We start from the raw sequence: 22,754 nt of genomic DNA, 5'->3' as shown, positions 1-22,754 counted from the left end.
CGGAGGGAACCTGGGAGTTCATCGGCACTTACCGAGGTTTTTTCGAGGTTAGTGTCCGCTAGGTACTCCAAAGAGCGCAAGCGTTTCCCGCAGGAACTTTTTCTGCCCGAATTCCCCACCCGCGACAACCTAGCACCCGGGACTGAAGACTCATCCCCTCCCACTCACCATCCCGCCCCCTGACCGTCACCGGCGGCGTTCTCCTTCCTCAATTAAATCATAAATTGTTGAAAAAACCTTGATTTTAAAGGAAAAAGAGGTTGACACGTCCGGCAGAGTGTAATATAATGTATAACTGTGACATCAGGAGAAAGTGCCTGTACCAATGCCCCGGAACAGACATTTTATGATAAAGTTAATCTCAAATATCTGATAGTAAAACAGGAGGTCAACCAATGAAGAGTTATATGGCTAGTCCAGCAACAATCGAGAGAAAATGGTACGTAGTTGACGCTACAGGATATACATTAGGTCGTCTGGCATCAGAAGTAGCAAAGGTTTTAAGAGGTAAGAACAAACCGATCTTTACACCACACGTAGACTGCGGTGATTACGTAATCGTGGTAAATGCAGATCAGATTAAAGTAACAGGCAAGAAGTTAGATCAGAAGATCTATTACAACCACTCTGACTATGTAGGCGGCATGAGAGAGACTACATTAAAAGAGATGATGGCTAAAAAACCTGAGAAGGTAATGGAATTAGCAGTTAAGGGAATGCTTCCAAAAGGACCTTTAGGAAAGAGTATGCTTACAAAACTTCATGTTTATGCTGGTCCAGAGCATGAGCAGACAGCTCAGAAACCAGAAGTTTTAGAAATCAAATTTTAATTAAAGGTGCTGGAAGGAGGAAACAATAATGGCTAACGCAAAATTTTACGGAACAGGCAGAAGAAAAAAATCTATCGCCAGAGTATATATTGTACCAGGTACAGGTAATATCACAATCAACAAGAGAGATATCAATGAGTACTTCGGCCTTGAAACACTTAAGGTAGTTGTACGCCAGCCACTCACAGCAACAGAGACAGTCGATAAATTCGACGTAATTGTTACTGTACGCGGAGGTGGATTCACAGGACAGGCAGGAGCTATCCGTCATGGCCTTTCCAGAGCTCTTCTTCAGGCTGACGCTGATTACAGACCAATCCTCAAGAAAGAGGGCTACTTAACACGTGACCCAAGAATGAAAGAGAGAAAGAAATACGGTCTCAAAGCAGCTCGTCGTGCTCCACAGTTCAGCAAACGATAAGAAATCATATTGTTCAGAACATTTTTGGTGCTCAGAACACTCTACAACATCCCAAGACATTTTGTTTTGGGATGTTTTTTTATACTATTGTGGTATACTAAAAATATGAGCACAGGTGTTTTCTGGGAAACATATCTGATAATAGGTAGAAGGATGTTGCAGCATATTATATATTATAGAAAATTAGAAAGGATAGATACGATGGACATAATAAAAGAAAGAACTGGAAAAAAACATTCTGTTAAAGTCATATCATCCACTGACCAGAAAAAATATATATCTGATAAGGATCTTGAGATGGATGCAAGAGCTACACAGGCGGTCAAAGCAGCGCTTGCAAAAGCAGAATTTTGCAAAAAACCAGTAGCAAAATATGATCTTAAAACAAAAAGGGTCTATGTAGAATATGCAGACGGGGAGAAAAAACGTGTCAAATAAGAAACCGATGATTCTGATCTTGGCGGGACCAAATGGCTCTGGTAAGAGTACCATCACACAGTATCTTGAAAAGGTAGGGACTTATACGAATGCGGATGATATCGTCTCATCTACAGGAATGAATAATGAAGACGCAGCAAAGTTTGTAGATGACAGAAGATACAAGTCGATTGATAAAAAAGAAGACTTTACCTTTGAAACAGTATTATCATCGGATTTTAAACTGAAAATTTTAGAGAAAGCAAAGGCAGAAGGATATTTTATTAAGTGTATATTTGTTCTTACGGTTGAGCCTTATATCAATGTTGCCCGTGTTGAAACCAGAGTGGGATCCGGCGGTCATGATGTAGAAGAAAAGAAAATAATAGAACGTTATCATAAATCACTTGGTAATATAAGCCGGCTTATGGAACTGTGTGATATTTTACACGAGTATGACAACACGATTGAGTCGGTCAGAATTGTACGTAAGCATAAAGAGGACATATCAATTTTTCCAAATGATTTATGGTCGGAAGATGAGATAATGGGTTTAATTGAATAAGCAGGATTATTGAGACTAAGAACCTTCCGGGATTCACCGGAAGGTTTTTTTGAGTGGCAATGAAAAGTTCGTGAAGCATGCTTTTTGTTGTTTGATTACGATAAGATTTTACATAACCTGGTAGCACAGTGCACACAGGCCTTACATTGGACAGTTATAATAACAGCAGGGAGAGTAGTCCCTGCTGTTATTATAACTGCCTGAAAAAACTACTTCTCAGGCATGTCTGATTATCATATGATAGAGCAGGTAAGAAAATTGCCTGAAAGAAGGAGGCCTGTGAATGATTAAAACCTACGTGGTGGATACGAATGTTCTGATTCAGGCGCCATATGCGCTGAATTGTTTTGAAGATAACCAGGTGGTGCTTCCGGTCGTGGTATTGGAGGAACTGGATAACCTGAAAAAGGCCGAGGGGGAGAGAGGCAACAATGCCAGGACCGCCATACGCCTGCTGGAGCAGTTGAGAGTTTCCGGAGATCTGCTCAAAGGGGTCGGACTGCCGGGGGGAGGTACGCTGCGGGTGGAAAAAAACTTTGTGGATGTGAAGCTTCCCAGAGATCTTCCTGAGGAGAAGGCGGATAACAGGATTTTAAAGGTCTGCAAAGGCCTGTCGGAGCAGGTTTCCGGGGGGAAAGAGGATGAGCGGGTAGAAGTGAAATTACCGGGAGAAGGGGGGCAGCCGGGGGAAGCGGCTCAGCCGGAGGAAAAGGGACAGGTGATTCTTGTTACAAAAGATATCCTTCTGCGTATCAAGGCACAGATTATCGGTATCAGAGCAGAGGACTTTACCACAGAGCAGGTTTCAGACAAAGGTGGGCAGTATCAGGGAAGGACCGAGGTCTATGTCCCTGAGGATTTGTTTCATGCGTTCAAAAAAAACGGAATTCCCATGGACGCGGTTTACACGGCGGATTCGGAGGGGAGCCATTCCGGTGTGAGGCTGGAGGAAAATGAGTTTGTCATCCTGAAGGCAGATCAGTCTACGAAAAAAACTCAGCTCGGCCGGGTGGAGAACGGAGTAATCCGGGAATTGGAATTTAAGAAAACCCGCCCCTACGGTGTCAGCCCCAGGAATGCCGGGCAGTATTTTCTCCAGGAGGCGCTGATGCAGCCGGCCTCTAAAGCACCCCTCGTAATTATCAAGGGTATGGCGGGAACGAGCAAGACATTTTATTCTCTGGCCGTGGGACTGGAAAAACTGGTAAATAACCCAAATGGAGAGTACAGGAGAATCCTGGTAAGCCGCCCGAACGCTCAATTTGACACGGACATCGGCTTTCTCCCCGGTACCGAGCAGGAGAAAATTACACCGCTTATGAGACCGATTATCGACAACCTGGAGCAGTTGATTGATTCCAACGAGGAACAGCGGTACTCCAATGAAAAAGAACTGAGCGATAAGATAGAGGAACTTTTCGACCGGGGAATAATACAGGCGGAGGCGCTCAATTATATCAGGGGACGCTCCATTGTAAAAACGTATCTGATTATCGACGAGGCACAAAACATGACCCCCAACCAGGTAAAAGGAATCATCACGCGTGCCGGGAAAGACACAAAAATTATTCTGCTGGGAGACCCCAACCAGATTGACCGCCCTTATCTGGATGAAAAGACAAACGGACTCAGTTATGCGGCGGAATACATGAAGGGAAGCCCGCTCTGCTGGCAGCTCACCATGACTGCGGAGGAATGCGAGCGTTCCCTGCTGGCCATGGATGCGATAAGGCGGTTATAAGGGGAGTTAGTTGAGATGCGAGGACGCCTCTGTAAGACGGCGGACGGGGTGGTGGGAGGTTGGATATGAGTCTTCAGTCCCGGCGGTTGGTTGTGGTAAGGGGGAATCCGGAGAAAAAAATTCCTGCGGGGACGCGCTCCCGCTTGTGAAGCGCACAGCGGATGCTAAGCTCGAAAATACCTCGCCAAGCACCGGCGGGCTTCAAGGTCACCCTTCGGAAAGTTTTTCTCCTCCTTCCCCGGGCAGGTTGTCGACGGGACTGAAGACTCAGCGAAGGTGTTGCCCCGTCCGCCGGCTTCAGGGGCTGATTGTCTCTTTCGCCAAGCAATTTGGTGAAATGTCAAGAGGTAAATGAAAAAGATTTTCTATAAGAAAGGTAACTTTAATAGACCTACGATTCAAAAGAAACGTAAGTTCGGTATATACTATGGATTACCTACTCTTTTCCACAGAGTAGAGTTGGCTTTTGTCCAGCAGTCCAAAAAGCATACGTATCAGTTTACGGGAAGTCAACGCGAGTGCTCGTTTGTGCCGATGGGTTCTCACCTCAGCAAATTTTTTGTCATGAAAGGCCTTGTATTCCGGACAGTGATTCATGACACTGCCTGCGGCCTCTATCATGTAATAACGCAGATAACGGTTGCCGGCTTTATTCATAGGCGTGTCTTCTGCATCAAATATCCCGGACTGGTTTTCCTTCCAGACAATGCCACAATACTTGGCAAGTGCATCGTTGTTTTTGAAACACTTGATTGTGCCGATTTCAGCAAGGATACCACTGGCATAAACCTTGCCGATTCCGGGAACGGAGTTGAGGATCTGGTACTCGGTAGGGTTCAGCCCCTTCACCGTCCTTAAAATGGCATCATCAATTGCTTTGAGTTCTTTTTCAAATGCATTGATACAGTTAAAAGAACACCCAATGGAGACCGTCAGCGGTTCATAAAGACACTTGTCCAGCCGGTAGGAATTAGTGGCCGCCTTTTGAAGCAGATAAGTGGTCTGCTCCGGATCGGAGATTCGTCCACGGCTCTTGGAGCTGATGAATGCAACCAGCTCATCGACCGAAGCATTTACAATGGCCTCGGTCGAAAGGTATTCCGTAAGGACTGCTTCTGCGGTGGCACCATATTTGTCAGAAAAAGGATGTTCCTCCTTGTTCAGCATGGCAAACTCACTGAATTTGAGGAAGATGTTGTTGAGCATGTAGGTTTTCTCCTTGGCCATACATTCCGTAATGTGAAGCCGGTGCCTGGTAAGGCGCTGGAGGGCAAGATACTGTGCCCCACGCCACGGCTGGGTTTTAATCCGCCCTACCCTGGCGAAATCGGCAATGACAAAGGAATCGATCCCATCGTTCTTATCAAGGGAATTGAAGGATCCTTTGTACTTTGCCACTTCCTTGGGGTTAAGGCAGTAAACCTTCGTGCCGAAAGGGGCCAGCCTTTCGCAGGTGGAAAGGTAATTGGCAATGTGGACGCCATAAAAACCGGTAGACTCCAAACCGATGATAACGGAAAGGAACTCATGGTGCTGTTCCAGAACTTCCACTATCATCTGCCCCATCCTCTCAGCGCCATACTGGGCGTTAGGGATGGGGACCATGCGGATAAGGAAGTCCTGCTCGAAATTCAAAGCAGAGATAACGTTTAAGCGGGAACCAATGTCGATTCCAACAAAAAGCGTTGACAGGTAATCGGTTTTCTTCATGTGTAATCACCACCTTTCATGTAAGAATGGGGAAACATAGCCAAAGCTTATCCCGATTCGGTGTACCGGCTGCAACCTCGCGATATCAGCATTGAACCAGTAGAAATACCCTGCTGGAGGCTGGAACTGGTGATGCAGCATTTGTGTAAGCAGTCATGGCACACCGTCTGGGCTGCAAGCTTGATAAGCAATAGCCAAAGGCTTTGCATGCGGGGGCAGCAGTGACCTTAGCTAAGATTCCACTGAGAACCATTATAGCACCGGGAGGCTTTGATAGAAAGTAACCAGTAAACAGTATAGATGAGAAAAGGATGGACCAGCACTCCTGGAGGAGACCCCTCCTGATATGACAACATAGAAATTCCTTACATCTATACTAGAAAAAAATAAGTTTACAGCCTATGTTAACTGGCTATAAACTTATTATACGAGTGTGGGGGAGGTATTGTCGCGGCCACTATGTAGTCGTGAACCTTTTACCTATTGAATATGTTTCAGGCTGAATTCGGAGATAAATCCAAAACTAAATTTAATGTGTAAACAAAAAATTGCATGGTTATGTAAGGATAGGATAGGTCAGGCACTAAAGAGCAGACTCATCAATTTAATACCAAACGGGAGGCACTCTCCTGAAATTCAAGGAAACGTAGTGGTAGCGACAATACCTCCCCCCTTTTGAAGGAATAAGAACAATTCAGCGGCCGCAGGCCGGGGATCGGGATGGCGATAACCTTCGCGTCTTCAGTCCCGGGCCATAACCTTCCTGTGGGGAATCCGGGAGAAAAAGATTCCGAAGGGAACCTGGGAGTTCATCGGCACTTACCGAGGTATTTCACGAGGTTAGTGTCCGTTATGTACTCCAAAGAGCGCAAGCGTTTCCCGCAGGAACTTTTTCTGCCCGGATTCCCCACCCGCGATAACCTGCAAACCGGGACTGAAGACTCACAACCTCCCCCTCACCATCCCGAACCCCGACTCCCGGCGGCGTTCTCTTTCCTCAATAAATCCCCTTTTATATCGGAGCCTTAACAAACTTATTACACATTTTCCTTCATTCTATTGAGAATTCTCTCAGCCAGTGTTATAATTCTTCCAATTGCAGTAAAAAAGTATACGGAGATATGAAAAGAAAAGGCACACCGGAGGAGGTGTGCAGGGAAACAGAGGTTTGAAATGGAAAAGAAACACATGTTCAGCAACAGGGATCTGCGGAAATTACTGGTGCCGCTGGTAGTGGAGCAGATACTGAATTCATTGATGGGAACGGCGGACAGTATTATGGTCAGCAACGTGGGATCGGCGGCCATATCGGCGGTTTCGTTGGTGGATTCGATCAATATTCTGGTGATCCAGGCGTTTTATGCGCTTGCCGCAGGAGGAACGATTATCTGTTCGCAGTATATCGGCCAGGAAGATCACAAGAATGCCAACCGTTCGGCGAAACAGCTTGTATTTGTCGTTACGACGATCTCCATCGCAGTCACCCTGCTTTGCCTGGCTTTTCGTTTCCCTCTGCTAAAACTGATATTTGGGCAGGTGGAACCGGCCGTCATGAGCGCGGCACAAATCTATTTCTTCTTTACAACACTGTCCTTCCCGTTTATCGCCCTCTATGATGCCGGATCGTCGGTCTACAGGGCACAGGGGAATACAAAGCTTCCCATGACAATCGCAATTGTCTCCAACGGGCTTAACATCTGCGGGAACGCTATCCTGATCTGGGGATTTGGTCTCGGAGTAGCCGGAGCGGCTATTGCAACCCTGGGTTCACGCGTTATTTCGGCCGTTGCCGTATTCATTTTCCTTAGGAAAAAAGATCAGATGCTGGTAATCCGGGATTATTTTAAAATACGTCCCGATTTAAAAAAGATAAAAATGATTCTGGCGGTAGGGGTTCCAAATGGTATTGAAAACGCCATGTTCCAGTTTGGAAAGCTGGCGATCCAGTCCACGGTATCAACACTTGGCACCGTTGCGATTGCAGCCCAGGCCATGACGAATATTATGGAGAATTTAAACGGTATTGCGGCCATCGGAATCGGAATCGGCCTGATGACCGTGGTGGGACAATGCATGGGCGCCGGCAGGAAAGAGGAGGCCGTCTATTATATTAAAAAGCTGACCGGTCTGGCAGAGATTGTTATTATCATCAGCTGTCTTGCCGTTTTTGCACTTACAAAACCAATTACATATCTGGGCGGGATGGAAAAAGAAAGTGCAGATATGTGTTTCTATATGGTGGGCTGGATTACTCTGGTGAAGCCATTTGTCTGGACCCTTGCGTTTATTCCGGCCTATGGATTGCGGGCGGCGGGAGATGTGAAGTTTTCCATGGCCACCTCCTGCGTCACGATGTGGGTCTTCAGGGTGAGCCTCTGCATTTTCCTGTGCAGGCAGTTTGGATTCGGACCGATGGCTGTGTGGATTGGCATGTTTACGGACTGGACAATGCGCGCTATCATCTTCTCATGGAGATTTTTCAGTAAAAAGTGGATGTGCCACAAGGTTGTTTCATGATACATAAGCGGGTTCAGGAGTAACGATCCGGGAAAAAGTAAAGGCGCCGGTTCGTTACCGTTTCAGATAAAACAATAAGAATGGAGAAGGAAAATCGGAGGATAACGGAAATGGAAGTGGGGGGAAATGTATATGGAGAAGCAGGGCTGCTGCACTATGGAGACAGGGTGGGGCTTGCCTGCTGTTCGAATGGGCTGTCGGAGGGCGACAGAACATCTTTGAAGCTGCTGAAAGAAAAACTGGCTCTCATCGGACTGGAGGCGGTGGAAAGCCCTTTTTTATACAGAGGGGAGACCGTATTCAGCGGTACCGGAAAAGAGCGGGCTCATGCACTGATGGATTTTTACAGGGATGAGACGATTAAGGCTGTGTTCGACCTGTCGGGTGGTGACATGGCCAATGAGATTTTGGATGAACTGGATTTTAAAATGATCAGTGCTTCCGATAAGATTTTTTACGGATACAGTGACCTGACGACTATCATCAACGCCATTTATACTAAAACGGGAAAAAAATCTGGTCTTTACCAGCTGAGAAACCTGGTGGGATGCTGCGGTGAGAAACAGGCCCGCGAATTCCGTGAAACCATGATGGAGGGGGGAAAATCCCTGAAACACTTCAACTGCCATTTTCTGAGAGGGAGCAGGATGGAGGGAACGGTGATAGGAGGCAATATCAGATGCTTTTTAAAACTTGCGGGAACGGCTTTCTGGCCTGATTTTAAAGGCAAGATCCTGTTTTTAGAGTGCAACGGCGGACAGGTTCCCCAGGTGGTGACTTATTTCAGCCAGTTGAAACAGATGGGAGTCTTTAACCAGGTGTCGGGAATCCTTCTGGGAACATTTACCGCAATGGAAAATAAGGGGATGACGCCGACTGCGGAGGAGCTCTTATTAAACGTGGTCCGTCCGGAATTGCCCGTTGCTAAGACTACCTGTATCGGCCATGGGAATGATTCGAGATGCCTCATGATAGGGGAGCATATGAGAATCCAGAAGGGATGCGGCCCGACGTAATTTTGCGGCGGGAAATGGCGTTATTACCGTTTCTGTGCATCTTTTATTGCCGTTTGGCCGAAGGCGGACGGTAACAAGAGCAGGCAGGAACAGGGTTTTTGCTTGATATCCGGATGGCAAAATGGTATAATGGCGGCATTACAGTATTGGACTGAGCGAGAAAAGTTGAGAAAAACCCTTTGTGAATTCGGGAGGAAGATAGCATGTTGAATTATAAAAAATATAAAAGAGTTCCGGTAATTGATTTCCCTGAGAGAGAATGGCCCAATAAAGAAATTGAGAAGGCGCCCATTTGGTGCAGTGTGGATCTGCGCGATGGTAACCAGGCGCTGATTGAACCGATGGTAGTGGAAGAGAAGATTGAACTGTTTAATCTTCTTGTCAGAATGGGATTTAAGGAAATCGAGATTGGCTTTCCGGCGGCATCCCAGATAGAGTTTGACTTTTTAAGGCAGCTTGTTGAGAGAAGACTGATCCCGGACGACGTGGTGGTCCAGGTTCTGACCCAGTGCCGCGAGCACCTGATCAGACGTACCTTTGAATCGATCCGTGGAATTAAAAAAGCGATTGTACATATTTACAATTCCACGTCCACTCTTCAGAGAGAAGTGGTATTCCATAAGGACCGCGACGAGATCCGTGAGATTGCCATTGAAGGGACAAGACTGGTCAAAAAATATATGCAGGCCTTTGACGGCGAGGTAATTCTGGAGTATTCGCCGGAGAGTTTTACCGGTACGGAGCTGGATTTTGCCCTTGATATCTGTACGGCGGTACAGGAGGAATGGGGACCGACGCCGGAGCACAAGATGATTATCAACCTGCCTGCCACGGTTGAGATGACAACACCGAATGTTTATGCAGATCAGATTGAATGGATGAATAAGCATTTCAAGAATCGCGACAGTATCATTCTGAGCGTCCACCCGCACAACGACAGGGGAACCGGCATTGCGGCCGCAGAGCTGGCGCTTTTGGCCGGAGCGGAACGCATCGAGGGAACTCTTCTCGGAAACGGAGAGAGAACCGGTAATGTGGACATTCTGAATATTGCATACAATATGTTCTCCCATGGAATCGATCCAAAGCTGGAGATTGAAAATATTAAAGAAATCACGGAAATCTGTGAGCGCTGTACAAAGATGCCGGTCGATCCGAGACATCCCTATGCAGGCAAACTGGTATTTACTGCATTTTCCGGTTCCCATCAGGATGCCATCAACAAGGGAATGCAGGCCCTCGGAAGGAGAACGGACGGAATCTGGGAAGTTCCTTATCTTCCTATCGATCCGAGCGATATCGGCCGCGAATACGAGCCTGTCGTGCGTATCAACAGCCAGTCCGGCAAGGGCGGCGTTGCTTTTGTCATGGACAGTTTTTACGGATTCCGTCTACCCAAGGGAATGCACAAGGAATTTGCCGATATTATCCAGGGGATTGCGGAGAAACAGGGAGAGGTGGCTCCGGAACAGATTATGGACGAGTTCAGCAACAATTACCTGAACCGCAAAGAACCGATGCATTTCAGAAAATGCCAGATTACGGACAAGGAGTACGAGGGCGGCGGATTTGCTACGGTTGCCCATCTTACCTTTACGGATCACGGAGAAGAACGCATTATTGACGGCGTAGGAAACGGTCCTATCGATGCAATCCAGAGAGGACTTGAGGATGCCCTGGGAATCCAGATACGCGTACTGGATTACGACGAGCACGCACTCCGCTCCGGTTCCGGCGCCCAGGCTGCTTCCTATATCCATCTGATGAACGTGGAGACGGGGGAGACGACATACGGTGTCGGCATCAGCTCCAATATTACGAGAGCTTCCATCCGCGGTATCTTTAGTGCGGTGAACAGATTATTTTACTAGGTAAAAGAACATTTACCGGAAGTAACGGCGGCATAGGCGGCAAAACAGCGGTTTGCGAATCAGTAACCGGTCGACCGTATGTTGGTAATGAGATGTTAATAGAAGTGATGTTAATAAAAGAGATGTCACTAAGACAGGCGGCATACTGCGTTATGGCAGTATGCCGCCTCAGCTTGTCTACAAACTATATTTTCCTTATATCAGGAGTTTGAGGGTGTAACCCTCATTTCAAATCACGTAGGAGGAATTCAGTTCTTCCTTCGGTGACTAGAATTTATGCGATAGGTTTTTCTTCAATCATGCTTACAATTCCATTTTCCACATCAATGAAAAAGGGCATTCCAGGTGTGGAATCTTTATATGTGCCCAGATAACGGACGAATTTTTCTTTGTCCGTAGTCTCGATTAAAAGTTCTTTCGGGTCGTCGGAAGAAACAAAGTCACGTCCCCAGTCGATGAAACGGTATAGGGTCTGGTCGGTCAGGGTCAGAATGGTCTGAGACCGGCTTGGATTGTAAATATAGTATCCGTCCGGCATATCCTGTTCCGACAGCTTCAGTTCCCGTACTCTCTCCGTATCTTCCGGTGTTATCCATTCCGCTATATCTACATAAAGTCTGTCTTCGTCCAGCCGTTGTATAAAAGCACAGAAGGGACCTGAAATCCCGTCTGTCTCCTCTGCGCGGAAGATGTGCCATTCTTTATCCTCTGATAGGACCATGATCATGCCATCGCCAAAATCCCGTGTATATGGATTCCCAATACAGCCAAAATTGGACTGCCCTTCGATATCGGGAGTTTCATCCGGTTTCAGGGAGGCGGTGATATGGCCGTCCACACTGCCTGCATCGCCCATGGGACCGATTTCGGAAGTTCCGTAATAAAGTTTTCCGCCGGCCATGAGAAGATGGCTGCTGAATTCGTCTTTTGGAGCGGCGCTGTCTGACAGCCCGTCTTTTATTTGGGCAGAATCTGTACCGCTGCTATCCGTATCGGTAAAGGATACGGTGATAAACAGGACACGGTCATATCCGCGTTCCTGCAGCTCGGGCAGGTTGTAGTAATCCGTGACTCCGGCGCTTGCAATGGAGCCGGACTGGGTGCTTGCCACCATGGCGATAGATAACGGCTCATTATACTCAAAAGAAGAAAGCGCTCCAAGGTGGCTTGTGACACTTGATTTGTAACCGGAAGTGGTATCTACCAGACAGGAGTATCTGCCTCCGTCCCAGGAGACGGTGATCTCATCCGGATCCATGAGGATAGAAAATTTGCCCTCCTGCGGAGCCGGGCCGCCTGCACTGGCTATGCTGGTGAGAGTTCCGTCTTTGAATTCTTCGATATGAAAGAGCAGCTCCTTCATTTCACTGCCTGTTTTGTATTCATAGAGCCAACTGTTGGAATGTGTGTCCAGCAGGGAGACAAGTTCCTGTTCTTCACTGGTGAGCGTCACTTCGCTGATTTCCATGGAGGAAGGGGCGGGACTGGAAGAACTACCGCCCCCGCAGGCCGTCAATATGATTCCGGCAGCCAGCAGAATAGCGGCCGGAATTATGGATGGAGGCGGGAAGGAGAGGGGGGTATGCCGGGAAATATCATGGATGTTTATCATTATTGCTCCTTTCTGAAGCCGAATGTTTGATAGATAGCAAATTTATCAGTATTGTTTTTATCAAGCCGGATTTAAAAAGGCACAAATCCGTTTACATTATTTTACCATATTAGATTCTGTGGTGTTTTACTTTTTTATTGCGGAATCCTGAAGTTATCACGCTGTATGCAGAAAGAAACAGATTTTAAAATTGTATAATAATTTTTATAATTGTGCTTGCAAATCATTTTTAATGGAATTATCCTTATTTCAAGGATATCCTTTATAATTTAAAGGAGGAAATTGATTTGATGAATCAGGAGAAAATTAAAGAGTTAGAAAATATTATTAAAAGCGATTACAATAATATCGCCGGTATTATGGTACAAAAAAATGGAGTAAATTTATATGAAAAATATTTTAATGGTTTCACTGCGGACACTGCGTTCCATGTGTTTTCAGTGACAAAAAGTATTTTTTCCGCGCTGGTAGGTATTGCCGTTGATAAGGGCTATATCAAAAGCACGGACCAGAAAGTAATGGATTTTTTCCCGGATTACAAGGTTATACCGGGAGAGAAGACGGTCTATGATGTGACAATTAAACATCTGCTTACTATGACTGCACCGTATAAAACGGCAATGGAGCCGTATGAGAAGTTTTTCTCTAGTGAGAACTGGCTGGAATTCGCCCTCGGCTTATTGGGAGGTGAAAAGCCGGCGGGAGAATTTGTGTATTCCCCGATTGTCGGTACGCATATTCTTTCCGGCATCCTGGCAAAGGCAACGGGGCAGCCGATACTGGATTTTGCATCGGAACATTTGTTTACGCCGCTGGGAATTGAGATTAAGGAAAATGTGGTGCTGGCTACCAAAGAAGAGCATATTGCATTCGGCATGAGGGATACTCATACACGCGGGTGGGTGGTCGATCCACAGGGGCTTAATACGGCCAGCTGGGGGCTGACGCTGACGCTCACTGATCTGGGAAAAATAGGCAGTTTGTACCTGGACGGCGGGATAAAGGACGGGAAACAGATTATTCCTGCCGGATGGATCGAGGAGAGCACCAGGGAGCAGAGCCGATGGAATGAACTGTCATATGGATATTTGTGGTGGATTATTGATAATCAGGCTCACATTTATGCCGCACTGGGAGATGGGGGAAATGCGCTTTATATCAATGAAAAGAATAAAATGGTTGTAGCGGTCGCGTCTCTCTTCCGACCGGAGGTGAAGGACAGGGTAGAATTTATTACAGAGGTAATTGAGCCGATGGTTGAGGAAGAACAGGGATGAAGGCCGGGCGGGCAGATGAATGGAACAGTGATAAATGTATTTAATTACTCTGAATTGTTGACAATCTCTTGACTTGTTGTATACTTGAAAGTAGAAAAACCTGGAGGGAGATTATATGAAGCTTGATCAGGGCAATAATTTGAGCGAAATGGTGTACCATTATTTACTGGATATGATTTTATCTATGAAAATCAAGCCTGGGGACAGAATCCCGGAGGCTAAGATTGCCACTCAGTTTGGAATCAGCAGAACGCCTATCCGGGATGCGATGAAGCAGCTCGCGAATGACGGCATTCTGAATATTTATCCGAACCGGTTTGCAGAGGTAGCCAATTGGGATGAAGCTCTTATCAAGGAGATTGGGATTACCCGTGCCCATTTGGATAATCTGGCTGCTAAACTGGCAATATTTTATGGCAGCAATGCAGATTTTAACCGGATGATGGAACATGCGAAAAATTGTCTTCAGGCGGCGAATGAGGATGATGTGGCAATGAAGATAAAAGAGGACTGTGCCTTCCATCTTGAGCTGAGTGTGATATCGCGCAACCGGCAGCTGATTGAGTTTCAGAAAAAGGTATATTTAAAAATTGAGTTTCTGCAATCCTGGAGAGGCGATTTCCTGGAAAATCCGGTGGAACAGTACCGTCAGCATGAAGAGATAGTGGCGGCGCTGGTGGAGAGGGATGAAAAGAAGGCAGTTCACTTACTTACCCGCCATAATATGCATTTTCACAATCTGGAAAAAGATTTTCCCGTCGCTTTTTTTGCATAGCGTAAGGAAAAGTCCTACAAATTGATTTGGGACGATTCTCCGGGAATAAAACAGGGATGACAAGGCATTCGGACTATAGAAAGAGAATAAAAAAGAGGCTTTCGTTGAGCATATTGCCAACGGAGGCCTTTTTTGCTTACAGGTAAAATGAGTATAAAAATGAATGAAAAATTGATTTTATTAATTTGATTGTTGTGAGTTATTACTAAAAATGAGAGTGAAAAGTAGACAGTTTAAACAAATTGTATACAATTAAAGGAAATGGTATTGACCTTTGTTTGTGAAATGTTATAATGAAAATACAAGTGAAACGGAAATGATTCCGAAGAGGAGAGGTAAACGAACAAAGGAGGAAATGTCTATGAAAAAAATGCTCGCAGTTCTTATGGGGACATGTTTAACCGTCAGCGCCCTGACCGGGTGCTCCAGTGGGAAGGCGCCCGAGACTACGAAAGCTGCCGAACAGAGTGAGGCAGAGGAAACAAAAGCGCCAGAGGAGGCAGAAACTGAGGCAGCAGCTCAGGCTGGGGAAAAGATTGTGGTAGCCAATTTGCCGAAATCTGTAGGAGGCGCATGGTTTAACCGTATGGCGGTCGGTATTGAAAAATACGGACAGGATACAGGCAATGAAGCGTTCCAGACAGGCGCGGACAAGGGCGACGCTGCACTTCAGGTAAAAGAAGTTGAAAACCTGATTACCCAGGGTGTTGATGTACTGACAATTGTTCCGGTATCCCCGGAAGCCCTTGAACCGGTCCTTAAAAAGGCCAGGGAACAGGGAATTATTGTTATTTCACATGAAGCACAGGGAATCGTGAACGTGGACTATGATGTGGAGGCATTTGACGGGCCTGCATATGGAGCCCATCTGATGGATAAGATGGCGGAAGCCATGGGAGAAGAGGGAGAATATGTGATGTGCGTTGGTTCCCTTACCGCGAAATCCCATATGGCATGGGCCGAAGGCGCGGTGGCACGCCAGAAGGAAGCGTATCCGAATTTGACCTGCGTCAATGAAGATGCCTTTGTGGAGACGAACTATAATCAGAAAGCATCTCAGGAGAAAGCAGCCGAGCTTATGAAAACATACCCGAATCTCAAGGGCATGTTCGTAACTTCTGCAACTGATCTTCCGGGTTATGCGCTTGCAGTTGAGGAAGCCAGCAAACAGGGGGCAATCGCTGTTGTCGGCAACGGTCTTCCAAGTGCGAATAAAGATTATATCGAATCCGGCGCACTCACATTCCTGGGATGCTGGGATCCTGCGGACAGCGGCTATATCATGGCCAAGGTGGGAGAGATTTTAAAGAGCGGAGGCACAATAGAAGAGGGGATGGATTTGGGAATTGAAGGTTATCACTCCATTAAGCTGGATGGCAACGTGATTATTGGTGAGGCCTGGAGAGATGTAACAAAGGATACCCTGGCGGATAACGATTTCTAAATGACCGGAACGGAATTCTTAAGAAGGCTGTCTCAAATATTTTTGGGACAGCCTTTTATGATGATGGCGGCAAAAGAGGTGTAATCTATGAAAACTCCAGTTTTAAAGGTATCGGGTATTAACAAATCATTCTCGGGCCACCGGGTGCTGAAAGATATTAATTTGACCGTTTATCCGGGGGAACGGCTTTGCCTGGTGGGAGAAAACGGGTGCGGAAAATCTACGCTGATTAAAATTATCTCGGGCGTTTACAGGGCGGATTCAGGAACAATCGAATTGAACGGCCGCAGTTACACGGAACTTCTTCCCACCGCATCAATTAAAGAGGGCATTCAGGTGATTTATCAGGATTTTTCCGTTTTTCCAAATCTGACTGTTGCGGAGAACATTTCATTGGGAACACAGCTTGTGGAGGGAAAACGTCTGGTAAACTGGAAGCGGATGAGGCAGCAGGCGCAGGCAGCCCTCGACATGATCGGCGTGAAGATGGATCTGGATGAGGAGGTAAGCAGACTTCCGGTGGCACAGAAGCAGATCATAGCCATTTCAAGGGCAATACTTCAGAACGCAAAGCTGATTATAATGGATGAGCCTACGACGGCTCTCACCAAGAAAGAGATAGAGCGGCTGTATCAGATTATTTATGGCCTGTCGGAAAAAGGGATCGCAGTAATCTTTGTCAGCCATAAGCTGGACGAAGTATTTACCGTATGCCAGCGTATTGCAGTAATAAGAAACGGAGACATGATTGTCGACAGGCATGTGGAGGAATTTGAACGTGACAAGCTTGTCTATTATATGACGGGACAGGAAATTGAGGTAACTCCGTTCCAATACAGGAAAATCAGTGATAAGCCGGTCCTGGAACTTGAAAAGTGCTGCCAGAAGGGAGCATTTTACGACATCAGTTTCAAACTTTACGCCGGTGAGATCCTGGGAATCACGGGGCAGCTCGGTTCCGGGCGCACGGAGCTGGCAAAGGCGCTTTTTGGTATCGGCAGAATCCATGAGGGGACTTTAAAAATTCATGGTGAAGTGAGAGAACTTAAAAATATACGGTCCGCCCTGGAAAACCATATCGGTTATGTTCCGGAGGATCGTCTGACGGAAGGCCTTTTTATGGAGAGAACGCTGACGGACAATATCAGCGCCTCCATTTTAGAAAGAAAAAAGAAGAAAAACGGAATGCTGGACTTTAAGAAAATGAAAGAAGAGGCCGCACTCAGAATAAAAGAATTAAACATCAATGCGGCGGGAACCGAAGTCCTGGCAGGTACATTTTCGGGCGGGAACCAGCAGAGGGTCGTGATAGCAAAATGGCTGGCCAGCCGGCCGGAAATCCTCATATTGAATGGTCCGTCGGTAGGCGTCGACGTGAAATCGAAGAGTGAGATCCACCGTATTCTGCGGGAACTGGCGGAACAGGGGCTGGCCGTGATTATGATTTCGGATGACCTGGGAGAACTGCTCAGTACAACAAACCGGATCCTGGTAATGAACGGGGGAAGGATGATTTATGAGGGGGAAACAGCTCGGATTACGGCGGAGATTCTGAATGAGAAGATTACGCAGTCGGATGCCGAGAAACCGGATATGATGGGGAGAGATGATGGAGAGATGAGTGACGCGCAGTCAAACGGCGGCCAGTCTAGTGACAGTCCGGTGGGTGATAGACAGTCAAATGGCGGGCAGAAAGGTGGCGGTCGGTCTCATAACGGTCAGACGGGAGAAGGGAAGGAGGCGCCGAAGATATGATGAATTCCAGAATGAAAAAGTTTGTTAAGAGTAATGAATTTATTGTTTTGATTATTCTGTTCCTCGTCATGGCGTTATTTTCCGTGCTGAATCCCTCGTTTCTGACCGTCAGGAATATGTTTGATCTGTTCAGGACGATGATTGTGACCGGTATTTTCGCCTGCGGTGTCATGATGATTATTATCAACGGCGGAATCGACATGTCTTTTATGGCCATCGCTATATGTTCGGCGTATATGACGATCCGTCTGGCTGCTTCAATCGGATATCAGGGACCGATTCTGGTACTGATGCTGATTTCTGCAGTACTTGGAATGCTGTTTGGGTTTCTGAATGCATTTCTGGTCAATAAGTTTGATATACCAATTTTCATTGTTACACTCAGCGTGGCGACGAGTATCAGGGGAATCATACTGAAATTTGTGGGTAATGAATATGTGGCTAGTGCGGAAATGCCGCCCTGTACGATTGAATTTTCCAAGACATACTGGTTCAACATGGTGGACGCGACCGGATCCAGTTACGGGCTCCATTTTTCCGTCTTTATAATGCTGGGAATCATGATTATAACGCATCTGATTCTGAACCATACGATAATCGGAAGAGGAGTTTATGCTCTGGGAGGAGACAGCTCCAGCGCACAGAGAATCGGATATAATCTGACGGGAATCAGGATGTTTATTTACGGTTATGCCGGTCTTCTGGCCGGGATTGCCGGACTTATCTACGTAAGTAATAACCGTATGGCGGATCCCATGAGTTTTCAGGGAGAGGAACTGACTGTAATCGCAGCCGTGGTAATGGGCGGAACCAGTATTTCAGGAGGTAAAGGAACGGTGCTGGGAGTTTTTCTGGGCCTGATGCTGACAAACGTAATAAACAACAACCTGGCGCTGATTAACGTGCCTTCCTATTGGCAGAAATTTACCTTTGGCCTGCTGATTATCTTTGCCGTCCTGGTACAGTCCATAAAGGCAAAGAGAGAGGCCCGCACATAAGGAGGGAAAACGTATGGGTAAAATAAAACAATTACTGGGAATTAATCTGGTGGTATTCCTGATTTTCGCCTGTTTAAAACCGGACCGTTTCCTGACGGCTTACAACTTTGAATCCATGTGCTTCCAGTTTCCGGAGGCGGGGCTTCTGACATTGGGGATTGGAATTACGATGCTGACGGCCGGGGCGGATTTATCAATTGTGGCGGTGGCAAACCTGACGGCAACCGTAAATGGTATTATTCTGCTGCAGTTCATGCCGGAAGGGCTCACGGGAAGCGGTGTGTGGACGTATCTGCTGCTCTGCCTGGCGTCAACGGTGGTAATTGGTCTTGTATGCGGAATTATCAACGGAATTCTGGTTGCAAAGCTGGGAATCTTTCCTATCCTGGCTACATTGGGAACCCAAAATCTTTATACAGGAATCTGCATGGTGCTTACAAAAGGCCAGGGCGTGTTCGGAGTCTTTCCGGAACAGGTCATGTTTATTGGAAACGGGAAGCTGTTTGGGCTGGTGCCAATGCCGCTTATTATTTTCCTTGCGGCCCTGCTGGCCGTGTATCTGATTATCCACAGAACGCCTCATGGACTCAAAACCCAGCTCTTTGGTTCCAACAGGGTGGCCAGTTTTTATTGTGGAATTGATAATGTAAAAACGGTTTTTAAGACATATATGATGTCGTCCATGTTGGGCGCCCTGACCGGAATCCTGATTCTGGCCAGAACCAACTCGGCAAAATACGATTACGGTTCCTCCTACGTGCTGCAGGCCATGCTGGCCTCCGTGTTCGCGGGGATCTCTCCTCTTGGAGGAAAGGGAAATGTGTTTAACATCCTGCTGTCAGTTGTGGCCCTTCAAATGCTGGATTCCGGCTTTAACCTGCTCAGGATCAGCAGCTTTGTGCGTTCTTCAACATACGGAATTCTTCTGATTATTGGGATTCTGCTGGACTATCTGGCGGTAAAATACCGGCAGAAACGGGAGATTGCACGGGCAAATCAGTAGAGCGGCAAGCAAAGGGAGCAGAGATCGGAAACAAAAATTACAGTGAGACAGGAGGTATACGGATGAGGGCAGCAGTATTTGAAAAAGAGGGAGTACTGGTCATAAAGGAAGTTCCTAAACCAGTCATTACAAAAGACGATGATGTAATAATAGAGGTGGAGCTTTGCAGTATCTGTGGTACTGATGTGCATATTATGAGCGTCCCACCCGGCTACAAAGCAACGCCGGGAACAATACTCGGCCATGAATTGGTGGGTAAAATTGTAGAAACCGGAGAGAAAGTAACAACGGTAAAAGTGGGGGACCGTGTTGTATTAAATCCCAATGATTACTGCGGCGTCTGTGATTACTGCAAAAACAATCTTCCCAATTTCTGTGAAAATATTAAGGCCATGGGAATTGACGTAGACGGAGGATTTGCAGAATACGTAAGGACATCAGAGCGCGTAGTATACAAAGTGAGCCGCAAGCTGCCGGCAGAAATAGCGGCATTTGCCGAGCCTCTGGCATGCCTGCTGAACGGATTCGGTAAAATCAGAGTGATGCCAGGGGAAAGCGCCGTGGTGATCGGAGCAGGGACGATCGGGCTTATGTTTACTCAGATGATGAAAGCGGCCGGGGCGTATCCGGTAATAGTCTCGGAGCCAAGCGAATTGAGACGGGAATTTGCCAGGAAATCTGGAGCGGACTACGTGATCAATCCGCTGGAACAGGATCTGGAGGTCTTTGTGAGAGAGCTGCTTCCTCTGGGGGCGGACTACGGTGTGGACGTGGTGGGAAGCCAGATGATGGAGGCGGTCAAGGCGGTAAGAAAGGGAGGCACCGTGCTTCTGTTTGGAGTCAACGCAAATGCAAGGCCGGAGATTATACAGAGCAGGATTACGCAGCATGAGATCGATGTGAAAGGAACCTGGCTGGCCAACGCGACATTTCCACAGGCCGTGAAACTGCTGGAGAGCGGTGTGCTGAATCTCAGTGAATTGATTACCCATACGCTGCCGTTAGAGGATACATTAAAGGGGATTGAATTGCTTAGAAACGGTACGGGAGTTGAAATATTGATTGATCCGAACAGGTAGGAAAAGGGAAATAATGTTGGAAGAAATAGTGCGGTTAGAGGCTGCATTGCAGCAACAGTGTCATAAAGAGCGCAATGGGGCGGGATGATAGGGGGATATACGAGATGGATTTTTTTAAATATAAAGAAGATACATCCCTGGAGGCAAGACGGTATGAAATATCGTTAAAGAGGCAGAGAGTTGACAGAATGCTAAGAGAGAGGGGAATGGAGGCGCTTCTGCTGACAAAACATCCAAATTTCAGCTGGATTACAGCCGGAGGGAAAAGTTTCGTGGCAAACTGTTTTGATGCCGGTGCGGTAGCTGTTTTGATAACAGGGCAGGGGATGTACGCAATCTGTAATGTGATTGAAGAGCCACGTTTGAGAAAAGAAGAAATGCTGCCGGAATTGGGATTTGAACTTTTGGTTTACGGGTGGGAGGAAAACAGACTTGCCGAATTTGTAATAAAACATGTCTCAGCCATGGATAAAGTGGTCAGTGATATGCCCTGCGGAGGGGCTGTGGTGGCGAACGAATGGATTAGGCCGCTGCGTCTCTGCATGACGGAAAATGAGATGGGCCGCTACCGTTATCTTGGCGACACGATGTCCATGGCATTGGAAGAATATCTTCCGACCATAAAACCGGGAATGACGGAGCTGGAAATTGCAGGCGGAATATCAGACGCACTCTGGAAATATAACATTGAACAGGTAATGCATCTGGTGTCGGCCGATGAAAGAGCCTGCCTGTTCCGGCACGGACTTCCCACGAAAAGGCCGCTTAAAAATAACCTGATAGTTTCTATTAACGGAAGATATAAAGGACTGATTACAACGGTTTCCCGCATGATTCATTTTGGAAAACCGGAGGATTCACTGATCCGGCAGTATAGAGACTGCAGCGAGATGGAGTGTATGGCGGTAGCCAGGGCGGCGGTCGGTGAGGACGAAATTCATATGTACGAAACGTTGAAGCAGGCGTATCTGGATAAAGGCTATAAGGGAATGTTTGAAAAGCACGGCCAGGGCGGCTGTCAGGGATATTGGCCAAGGGAGTACATGATTACGCCGGACTGCCACCATAAGATTCAGGAAAACCAGGCATACTGCTATAATCCGGTGGTGGACGGCACAAAGTCCGAGGATTCTTTCCTCGTTACAAAGTCCGGGCCTGTTTTTATTACAAGACCGATTTCATATCCAAAGCTGGTTTGGGAGATTGACGGAATCAGGATGGAAAGGCCGGATTTATTGGTTGTAGACTGATGATTAGACAAAAATGAGGAGATGGGATGAAGAAAACGGAATTGTTGAATTCGGAAATCAGTTATGTGATTTCCAGACTCGGCCATACACAGCAGATTGCGATTGGAGATGCAGGACTTCCGGTACCGGAAAATGTGAAGAGGATTGATTTGGCTCTTGTAAAAGGAGTTCCCGGTTTCCTGCAGACACTGGATGCGGTGCTGACTGAGATGGAAGTGGAGGGGATAATTCTGGCCTGTGAAATCAGTGAAAGATCCCCGCAGATGGAGCGGGAGATTTTGGAAAGATTCCCGGGGGTGGAAGCTGAGTATGTAGAGCATGAGGTTTTTAAGGAGAGGATGAAGGGGTGCCAGGCCGTGGTCAGAACGGGGGAGACTACGGCTTATGCGAATGTTATTTTGAGGGCGGGGGTGACGTTTTAAGGAGGAAATAATTGGGGAAATTGAAAGAAAAGAAGACACTATAATAAAGAG

19 protein-coding genes are annotated in these 22,754 nt (G+C 46.9%); 17 read left to right on the top strand and 2 right to left on the bottom strand.

Annotated elements, in window-relative coordinates; all coding sequences use genetic code 11:
* The first annotated feature begins 395 nt into the window (after positions 1-395).
* The 5 genes from rplM (at position 396) to V3C10_21300 (ending at position 3,974) form a co-directional block, all read left to right on the top strand.
* Positions 396-830 (top strand): 50S ribosomal protein L13, encoded by a 435-nt coding sequence (gene rplM, locus V3C10_21320; GenBank protein WVP61816.1) that lies wholly within the window; start codon positions 396-398, stop codon positions 828-830.
* A gap of 28 nt (positions 831-858) precedes the next feature.
* Positions 859-1,251: a 30S ribosomal protein S9 gene (gene rpsI, locus V3C10_21315; protein WVP61815.1), complete on the top strand. Its 393-nt coding sequence runs from the start codon at positions 859-861 to the stop codon at positions 1,249-1,251.
* A 201-nt stretch (positions 1,252-1,452) separates the two neighbouring features.
* Entirely contained in the window at positions 1,453-1,689 is a 237-nt protein-coding gene (locus V3C10_21310; protein WVP61814.1) for a hypothetical protein, read from the top strand.
* Positions 1,679-2,233, top strand: coding sequence for a zeta toxin family protein (locus tag V3C10_21305; GenBank protein WVP61813.1), 555 nt, complete (start codon positions 1,679-1,681; stop codon positions 2,231-2,233). The genes V3C10_21310 and V3C10_21305 overlap by 11 nt, the downstream gene beginning before the upstream one ends.
* A gap of 283 nt (positions 2,234-2,516) precedes the next feature.
* A complete protein-coding gene (locus tag V3C10_21300; protein ID WVP61812.1) occupies positions 2,517-3,974 on the top strand; it encodes a PhoH family protein in 1,458 nt (485 codons plus the stop codon).
* Between the two features lie 432 nt (positions 3,975-4,406).
* Here V3C10_21300 and V3C10_21295 read toward each other — a convergent pair whose 3' ends face one another.
* A complete protein-coding gene (locus V3C10_21295) occupies positions 4,407-5,684 on the bottom strand; it encodes an IS110 family transposase (GenBank protein ID WVP61811.1) in 1,278 nt (425 codons plus the stop codon).
* Positions 5,685-6,857: 1,173 nt separating this feature from the next.
* Here V3C10_21295 and V3C10_21290 point away from each other — a divergent pair.
* The 3 genes from V3C10_21290 (at position 6,858) to leuA (ending at position 11,088) form a co-directional block, all read left to right on the top strand.
* Positions 6,858-8,201, top strand: coding sequence for an MATE family efflux transporter (locus V3C10_21290; GenBank protein WVP61810.1), 1,344 nt, complete (start codon positions 6,858-6,860; stop codon positions 8,199-8,201).
* Between the two features lie 110 nt (positions 8,202-8,311).
* Complete coding sequence (locus V3C10_21285; protein WVP61809.1) at positions 8,312-9,217, top strand: LD-carboxypeptidase; 906 nt, start codon at positions 8,312-8,314, stop codon at positions 9,215-9,217.
* A gap of 203 nt (positions 9,218-9,420) precedes the next feature.
* On the top strand, positions 9,421-11,088 hold the full coding sequence (leuA, locus tag V3C10_21280) for a 2-isopropylmalate synthase (protein ID WVP61808.1): 1,668 nt from the start codon (positions 9,421-9,423) through the stop codon (positions 11,086-11,088).
* A 274-nt stretch (positions 11,089-11,362) separates the two neighbouring features.
* Here leuA and V3C10_21275 read toward each other — a convergent pair whose 3' ends face one another.
* A complete protein-coding gene (locus V3C10_21275; protein WVP61807.1) occupies positions 11,363-12,700 on the bottom strand; it encodes a hypothetical protein in 1,338 nt (445 codons plus the stop codon).
* Positions 12,701-12,990: 290 nt separating this feature from the next.
* Between V3C10_21275 and V3C10_21270 the strand changes: the two genes are divergently transcribed.
* The 9 genes from V3C10_21270 to rbsD all read left to right on the top strand — a co-directional run bounded on the left by V3C10_21270 (position 12,991) and on the right by rbsD (position 22,703).
* On the top strand, positions 12,991-13,977 hold the full coding sequence (locus V3C10_21270; GenBank protein ID WVP61806.1) for a serine hydrolase: 987 nt from the start codon (positions 12,991-12,993) through the stop codon (positions 13,975-13,977).
* 115 nt (positions 13,978-14,092) lie between these two features.
* Positions 14,093-14,752, top strand: a complete 660-nt coding sequence (locus V3C10_21265) for a GntR family transcriptional regulator (GenBank protein ID WVP61805.1) — start codon at positions 14,093-14,095, stop codon at positions 14,750-14,752.
* Positions 14,753-15,113: 361 nt separating this feature from the next.
* Positions 15,114-16,196: a substrate-binding domain-containing protein gene (locus V3C10_21260; protein WVP61804.1), complete on the top strand. Its 1,083-nt coding sequence runs from the start codon at positions 15,114-15,116 to the stop codon at positions 16,194-16,196.
* 87 nt (positions 16,197-16,283) lie between these two features.
* Positions 16,284-17,951, top strand: a complete 1,668-nt coding sequence (locus tag V3C10_21255) for a sugar ABC transporter ATP-binding protein (GenBank protein WVP61803.1) — start codon at positions 16,284-16,286, stop codon at positions 17,949-17,951.
* A complete protein-coding gene (locus tag V3C10_21250; protein ID WVP61802.1) occupies positions 17,948-18,949 on the top strand; it encodes an ABC transporter permease in 1,002 nt (333 codons plus the stop codon). Before V3C10_21255 ends, V3C10_21250 begins: the two co-directional genes overlap by 4 nt.
* Positions 18,950-18,962: 13 nt before the next feature.
* Positions 18,963-19,952: an ABC transporter permease gene (locus V3C10_21245; protein WVP61801.1), complete on the top strand. Its 990-nt coding sequence runs from the start codon at positions 18,963-18,965 to the stop codon at positions 19,950-19,952.
* A 62-nt stretch (positions 19,953-20,014) separates the two neighbouring features.
* Complete coding sequence (locus V3C10_21240) at positions 20,015-21,031, top strand: zinc-dependent alcohol dehydrogenase family protein (GenBank protein WVP61800.1); 1,017 nt, start codon at positions 20,015-20,017, stop codon at positions 21,029-21,031.
* Positions 21,032-21,135: 104 nt separating this feature from the next.
* Entirely contained in the window at positions 21,136-22,281 is a 1,146-nt protein-coding gene (locus V3C10_21235) for a M24 family metallopeptidase (GenBank protein ID WVP61799.1), read from the top strand.
* Positions 22,282-22,307: 26 nt separating this feature from the next.
* Positions 22,308-22,703 carry a D-ribose pyranase gene (gene rbsD / locus V3C10_21230; protein ID WVP61798.1) on the top strand — a complete coding sequence of 132 codons (396 nt, stop codon included), beginning with the start codon at positions 22,308-22,310 and terminating at the stop codon, positions 22,701-22,703.
* Positions 22,704-22,754: the final 51 nt, after the last annotated feature.

This window comes from [Clostridium] symbiosum (assembly GCA_036419695.1).
GTDB classification, from domain to species: domain Bacteria; phylum Bacillota; class Clostridia; order Lachnospirales; family Lachnospiraceae; genus Otoolea; species Otoolea symbiosa_A.
This window is presented reverse-complemented; position numbering and strand designations above follow the sequence as displayed.